At 46.2% G+C, this 957-nt stretch carries 4 tRNA genes and 1 rRNA gene; all 5 read left to right on the plus strand.

Annotated elements, in window-relative coordinates:
• The first annotated feature begins 4 nt into the window (after positions 1 to 4).
• Positions 5 to 80 (plus strand) — tRNA-Glu (locus ATB76_RS26785).
• Between the two features lie 2 nt (positions 81 to 82).
• A tRNA-Lys gene (locus ATB76_RS26790) sits at positions 83 to 158 on the plus strand.
• 24 nt (positions 159 to 182) lie between these two features.
• Positions 183 to 258, plus strand: a tRNA-Ala gene (locus ATB76_RS26795).
• A gap of 35 nt (positions 259 to 293) precedes the next feature.
• Positions 294 to 369, plus strand: a tRNA-Val gene (locus ATB76_RS26800).
• A 292-nt stretch (positions 370 to 661) separates the two neighbouring features.
• A 23S ribosomal RNA gene (locus ATB76_RS26805) occupies positions 662 to 957 on the plus strand; the annotation flags it as partial.

Here is a 957-nt window from a genome sequence, read left to right on the forward strand (position 1 = left end):
CAGTGTCCCGTTCGTCTAGAGGCCTAGGACACCGCCCTTTCACGGCGGTAACAGGGGTTCGACTCCCCTACGGGATACCATTGGGTCGTTAGCTCAGTTGGTAGAGCAGTTGACTTTTAATCAATTGGTCGCAGGTTCGAATCCTGCACGACCCACCATTCTTTAAGAATGACTCTCAAGATGGGGCTATAGCTCAGCTGGGAGAGCGCCTGCCTTGCACGCAGGAGGTCTGCGGTTCGATCCCGCATAGCTCCACCATTCTTGACGTCTACCACAAGACGAAAAACTTATGTGGGCGATTAGCTCAGTTGGGAGAGCACCTGCCTTACAAGCAGGGGGTCACTGGTTCGAGCCCGGTATCGCCCACCATCTTTAAGCGCATTCAATGAGTGCTTTTAAAAATGGTTACTTCATAAGAAGTGATTTGCTCTTTAACAATTTGGAAAGCTGACAAAACAATCTTTAAGATTGTTTGTAAAGTTCTCAATGTTTGTCTTTATGACAAACACCAAAAAACACATTCAAGTGTTCTTGGGAATATCACTTTTAAGTGATTATTCGAAATTGAGTCCGGCAAAATCGAAATGTCTCTCGCTCATTCAAATAATGAGAGACAACTTTGGTGATTTGATTATCAACTCGAAACTCCTTCGGGTTGTATGGTTAAGTGACTAAGCGTACACGGTGGATGCCTTGGCAGTCAGAGGCGATGAAGGACGTATTAACTTGCGATAAGCCCAGATTAGGTAGTAAAAACCACTTGAGTCTGGGATTTCCGAATGGGGAAACCCACTAGCATAAGCTAGTATCGCTGCGTGAATACATAGCGTAGCGAGGCGAACCGGGGGAACTGAAACATCTAAGTACCCCGAGGAAAAGAAATCAACCGAGATTCCGAAAGTAGCGGCGAGCGAAATTGGACTAGCCCTTAAGCTTTATATGCGTTAGACGAACGGT

The organism is Vibrio sp. MOR3 (genome assembly GCF_001557775.1).
GTDB lineage: Bacteria > Pseudomonadota > Gammaproteobacteria > Enterobacterales > Vibrionaceae > Vibrio > Vibrio jasicida.